We start from the raw sequence: 4721 nt of genomic DNA, 5'->3' as shown, positions 1-4721 counted from the left end.
TTGCATTCATCCAAACAACCTCGAATTGCTTTGGGAACTAGAATTCGGTCTTGCCAATAATCATCATCAATGGATTGTCCTGCCGCAATTTTAAGAAAACGCACGACATCCCTAGACTGAATTTGTCCATTGTAGTCAGATAATGCGGCAATGACAAACGGAGCAGAACGTGCTTGTCTAGAGCGATCGTTTCCTAGGTTTTTGCCCCACAAGGGTCTTAGACTTTCCGTAAGTTCTGCTTCATTCATATCTTGAAGCTCGGCTGGATTTAAGTTTAACGAAATATTAGCTTTATCGGCAACCCAAGCAACTAATCTCAATACGCTTTCTTCATTCCACCTTAACCCATAAGGCTGATAGCGATACATCATTTGACCGGAATTTTGACGGACAGAAGCCTTGAAAATATCTTGTCTGACAAAAATAATAATTCCTAAACCACGAAAGGGTTGTTGTTCCAGCCATTGAGGGACATCTTGCAATAACGCTCGTAAAGCAGTTTGTTGAGCTTTATCCTGAGCAAATTCTTGAAATAAGTCCTCCAAGCCGTCAATTACAGCTACTATTTTTTGTTTATTATCAGCTAGATACTTAGGTAAATCGCGACCTTTACCTGTCATACCTAGACTCTTGGCAATGACATCCAACCAGCGATCGCGCCATTGACCTTCATGTAAATTCTGTTGACATCCTTCTCGAATATAGTCTTTAATCTCACTGTCATTGACGGGAGGTGTCAACCCTATCTGTTCAGCACAATATTTCCGGACGTCATCTACTATTTCTTTTGCTTTATCATTGAGATTAGTTGAAGCAATAATCGGTGCGATAAAGGCTGTGCTAGCTACTGTGCTATCTACATTAGTTATTCCCACATCTTGTCCAAATTTTTTCCATTCTTGTCTGCGTATAATTTGCATAAACGTATAAGTTTTTCCTGAACCCTTGGCTCCAATAACGACACTTATCGGAATCTGACTTCGATAATCATTAGCTAAGTTTTGCAAAGACTCAGTAACCAGAAAATCTTCAGTTTCAGCATGCTCTGCATAAATCATTTTTTCGGCTATATCTCTCAAGCTTTCTCTTTGAGACTTTAATAAACTTAAAGGTTCATCTGCTTGATTCGATTTATTTAAATTATCAGGCAGCCATTCTAATAAAGGATGTAGTAAATCAATCAATTGAGAAGTTCCCAAGTGCTGCCAAACCTCTTGCCAAGAATTAGACAAAATTTGTAACCTTTCAGTAAATGGGGTGGTAATTCTAATTGGTTCACTATCTTCCCCTAGCAAGGGTTGAATGGCTTCTAAAAGTGTTTGTTCTGATTCGATAATTAAATTTTCAGCTGTTTCATCTTGAGGAACTTTAGTCAAAATAAAAGCAGGGTAAGGGTCTTTATCTCGTGTCGAGGGTGCTAGTTTAGCAATTAATTCTAAAAGCCTCCCAGTTCCGCTGATAGATTGTCCGCTTAACGTAGAGACAAAGATCCGATAGACTCGCGGATCTAAAATTAATCCTGCTGCTAATTCCGAGAGTCCTGCTCGCAAATCTACTAAAACAACATTTACTCCTAAGGCTTTGCCGAGACGAGCTAAACTATCCGTCAATATAAAAGGATTTTTATGGCCTTTAATTAGATGTTCTGGCTTAATGGCTAAACCAGTCAATCGGCTATTAACACGAAAGGAAGGTAATATATAGATTCCGTCTACTAAAGCATTTTGAAGTTTTTGGGTTGCTAAGTCAATGGTTTGCTCTGCGTCTGGAGAAGGGTCTCCATGAATTAAGGCAATAATATCGGCGAAACAAATAGGAGGATAAGGCAGCCTAGATTCTAATAACCAACTAATTCCAGGAGCCTCTAAATCGCCATCAATCAAAAGAACTTTTTGCTTGGCGTTGATTAAAGCTTGTGCTAGGGCCAGAGCATGAGTCGTTCGACCCACACCACCTTTAAAAGAATGAAAGGCAAGCACTGGAGGTAAATCATCTGGGAAGATATCCGGTGCTTGAAGCTTCTCAGTTCGTTGCCAAATAACAGTAGGTCTAGCTAGATTGGGGATAAGTTTAGGAGTTGGGGGTTCTTCCTCTGTTTCTTCTAAAATAATCGGTAAGGTGCGCTGATTGCCCTCAGCACTTTCGAGGATAATACAATCATTAACCTGTTGGCCATTATCTTGGAATCGAGGTTCGTAGACTTCCTGAAGCCATGTTTTGATTGAGCTTTGAGTACCAGGACGAATACCGAGAACTAATTCATCCCAATACCCTCTAGCCCAAACTAAGTCTTTTGGCCATTGCTCTTGCTCTTGCGATCGCAACAATACTTCTTCTACATCTACCCAGGTGTACAGTCGAATATCTGATGGAATCATCGTTATATATTCTTTTTAATCCAATTACAAAGCTGATGGAGCCACTCGATTACGTGTTCTTCATCTTCTTTCTTTATGGTAATGCCATATCGCCAAACTTGATGAGCTTTTCCGATATCTTGAATAGAATCATCACAGGCAAGACGAAAGGAAGGAGTTGACTTATTTTTAGTTTGGGTTTTAACAGTAAGTTGACTAGCAGAAATTCTCAGCTCTTTACACCAGCTATCTAAGTTATGACCATGGTTTTTTATCGGATATTGAAAGGATTTTGTGGTTCGGAAGTTGTTTCTTCTAAAGCAAATACTCTTGAGTCCACATTCCGCAGCATAAAACAGCAAAAGATAGGAAGAAGAACCAGTGAGAGAGCGATGAGCTGCAAGATGCTGATGAAAAGCTTGTTTTAATTCACTTACACCAGCATGTATCATACTCGGATTTTATCTAATAGCTTACGGTAGAACAGGAACTTTAATAGTTTAACTCGTCTAGTAAGTTCGACACAAGGGAATTTATTGGTTGTGAGATAATCCTTGGCAGGGTTGATGGCAATAAGCCCTCTCTCCCTTATTACTGGGGTAAAGTTTAAGGTGAGCTAAGGCGCACAGGCTTGCGCGAAGGTCAAAATTATCGGTCGGTATAGCGCTACGCGCAAGGCAAGAGGCAACAGGCAAGAGGCAAAAGTTGACGTGCATTAGCTTAGGTGCGCTTTCCGCATTAAGAATTTAATTCGCCACGGGTCGCACTTTGTCAGCTTTGATCAATGTCAAACACCTTAATGCGTAGTGCTATACTATCCGAGCAGCACTGTTTTACCCCTCTTAGAAACGATTAGGACAGATTTATTGACCAGAAATTAGCCTTCGCTTCGCAGCTCCTACAGAGCATCCCAAAATTCCTGTTCACCGTTGATAACAGGGTCAAAGGGAAAAAGTAAAAGTTTTTAATTATAACTAATTATCGACCAAACAGCCAGCTAAACTAGAAACTATTCCCGGTTTGGCTTCAACCTAATGAGTAATATCATGTCCCGATAATTCCCCTTAATAACAATCGCCCCATCTCCCCATCTATCTTGGACGAGCAATGTCACAGCCCTACTATCAGTTAAGGAGTTGAGAGTAGTTTTCAGCAGCTCACCCTTGATTTATCTCTGATTATCGTTTAAGGTATCTAGTGTTTGAAAAACTTGGGATTGTGTAATGGTTACAGGGACAACGATTGAACCAAAAATCAATCTAACCGAACAAAGAACCTACTGGCAGCAAAGGCTCTCAGGGGGTTTAGCAGTGTTAGAAATCCCAATAGATTATCCACGTTTATCGGTGTCATCGGTAAAGGTAGCAACAGAAGTCACCAAGCTGGATAGAGAGTTTTACCAAGACCTAAAAACCCTAAGCGATCGCTTCAAGGTCAGCCCATTTACCGTCCTCCTGGCCGCCTTGAAAATTATGTGGTTCCGTTATACGGGCATCGCAGATATCATCATCGGGTCTGTGGCAACTAGTGTAAAAGAAACCAGGGGGTTGAAGACCTCCCAGCAAGGGGAACACAAGGGTGGAGTTAGGATTAATCCGATTGCCTTGCGCACAGATCTAAGCAGTGATGAAAGCAGTGATATCAGTGGGAAAGAACTATTAAAGCGGGTTAGCCAAACAGTTGAAGAAGCTGCCTTATATCGAGATTACCCATTTGAAGAACTCCTCAAGGGGATTAACAGCAATCAAGAATTAGCAGAAGAATTAGCAAAAGCCCCGATTTTTCAAGTGATGTTGGTGTGGTGCGATCAACCATTCCCTCTGTCACAGACAGGAATTAGTGAAGCAGAACTCAAAGAAATCTCAGCCTACACCAGCCAGTGCGATTTAGTGGTGGTAGCTAAAGAAACAGAAGGAAAATTAACCATTAGGTGGGAGTACAACAGGGAGTTATTTAAATCCGACTCAATTAGGCGAATGTTGGGGCATTGGCTTTCCTTGCTAGAGGGAATGATGGCCAATCCGGAGCAGTCAATTTCTACCTTGCCCCTATTAACTCAAGCCGAACGGCAGCAACTGCTGGTGGAATGGAACGATACTTCAGCGGACTATCCCCAGGATAAATGTATCCATCAGTTGTTTGAAGAGCAAGCTGAACGCACCCCAGATGGAGTAGCTGTAGTATTTGAACAAGAACAACTAACTTACCGAGAACTTAACCAACGATCCAATCAACTGGCCCACTATTTGCAAGAACTGGGTGTAGGACCAGAAGTATTAGTGGGTATTTGTGTAGAGCGAAGCTCCTTCAGAGCCGCTTCGCGAACGCACTTAATGCTGGTGGGACTATTGGCAATCCTCAAAG

The 4721-nt window shown here is 41.5% G+C and carries 3 protein-coding genes; 1 reads left to right on the top strand and 2 read right to left on the bottom strand.

Annotated features, from left to right (window positions below):
* Both F6K20_RS24925 and F6K20_RS24920 read right to left on the bottom strand, forming a co-directional pair.
* A partial coding sequence (locus tag F6K20_RS24925; protein WP_287296419.1) for a KGGVGR-motif variant AAA ATPase occupies positions 1 to 2378 on the bottom strand: 2378 nt, incomplete at its 3' end.
* A gap of 2 nt (positions 2379 to 2380) precedes the next feature.
* The gene (locus F6K20_RS24920; protein ID WP_287296417.1) at positions 2381 to 2809 is read right to left on the bottom strand and encodes a hypothetical protein; all 429 of its coding nucleotides are present in this window, start codon (positions 2807 to 2809) and stop codon (positions 2381 to 2383) included.
* 771 nt (positions 2810 to 3580) lie between these two features.
* Here F6K20_RS24920 and F6K20_RS24915 point away from each other — a divergent pair.
* Positions 3581 to 4721 (top strand): condensation domain-containing protein (locus F6K20_RS24915; RefSeq protein WP_287296415.1); only part of this gene is annotated, 1141 nt, incomplete at its 3' end.

Origin of the sequence: Moorena sp. SIO2C4 (assembly GCF_010672485.1) — a bacterium.
GTDB classification, from domain to species: Bacteria; Cyanobacteriota; Cyanobacteriia; order Cyanobacteriales; family Coleofasciculaceae; genus Moorena; species Moorena producens.
The sequence above is the reverse complement of the archived record's forward strand: the minus strand, read 5'-3'. Positions and strand labels throughout refer to the sequence as shown.

What these genes read in the sequence shown, in the direction of transcription:
- F6K20_RS24920 (WP_287296417.1), bottom strand. Translation starts at nt 2,809, where the DNA reads ATGATACATGCTGGTGTAAGTGAATTAAAACAAGCTTTTCATCAGCAT.